Annotated in this window: 1 protein-coding gene; it reads left to right on the forward strand. The window is 71.2% G+C overall.

Translation table 11 applies throughout. From position 1 onward, the window contains the following. A partial coding sequence (locus KN815_RS46295) for a beta-ketoacyl synthase N-terminal-like domain-containing protein (protein WP_216347784.1) occupies positions 1 to 705 on the forward strand: 705 nt, incomplete at both ends.

Here is a 705-nt window from a genome sequence, read left to right on the forward strand (position 1 = left end):
GCCATCTGGGCACGGGCAACGCGGCGAGCGTGGTGTCGGGGCGGGTGGCGTACACCTTCGGCCTCGAGGGCCCGGCGGTGACGGTGGACACGGCGTGTTCGTCGTCGCTGGTGGCCCTGCACATGGCCGTTCAGGCGCTGCGTGGCGGCGAGTGCACGATGGCGCTCGCGGGTGGCGTCACGGTGATGTCCACGCCGGAGGCGTTCGTGGACTTCAGCCGTCAGCGTGGGCTGGCGGAGGACGGCCGGATCAAGGCGTTCGCGGCCGGTGCGGATGGCACCGGCTGGGGCGAGGGCGTCGGCATGCTGCTGGTCGAGCGGCTGTCGGACGCGGAGAAGAACGGCCACCCGGTGCTGGCGGTGGTGCGGGGCTCGGCCATCAACCAGGACGGTGCGTCGAACGGCTTGACGGCGCCGAACGGGCCGTCGCAGCAGCGTGTCATCCGGCAGGCGCTGACCAGCGCCGGGCTGTCGGCCGGTGATGTGGATGTGGTCGAGGCGCACGGTACGGGGACGACGCTGGGTGACCCGATCGAGGCGCAGGCGCTGCTGGCCACGTACGGCCAGGAGCGGGATGGGGACCGGCCGTTGTGGCTGGGCTCCATCAAGTCCAACATCGGTCATACGCAGGCCGCCGCCGGTGTCGCGGGCATCATCAAGATGGTGCTGGCGATGCGGCACGGTGTGCTGCCGCAGACATTGCATG

Source organism: Streptomyces niphimycinicus, assembly GCF_018883605.1.
Classification (GTDB): Bacteria; Actinomycetota; Actinomycetes; order Streptomycetales; family Streptomycetaceae; genus Streptomyces; species Streptomyces niphimycinicus.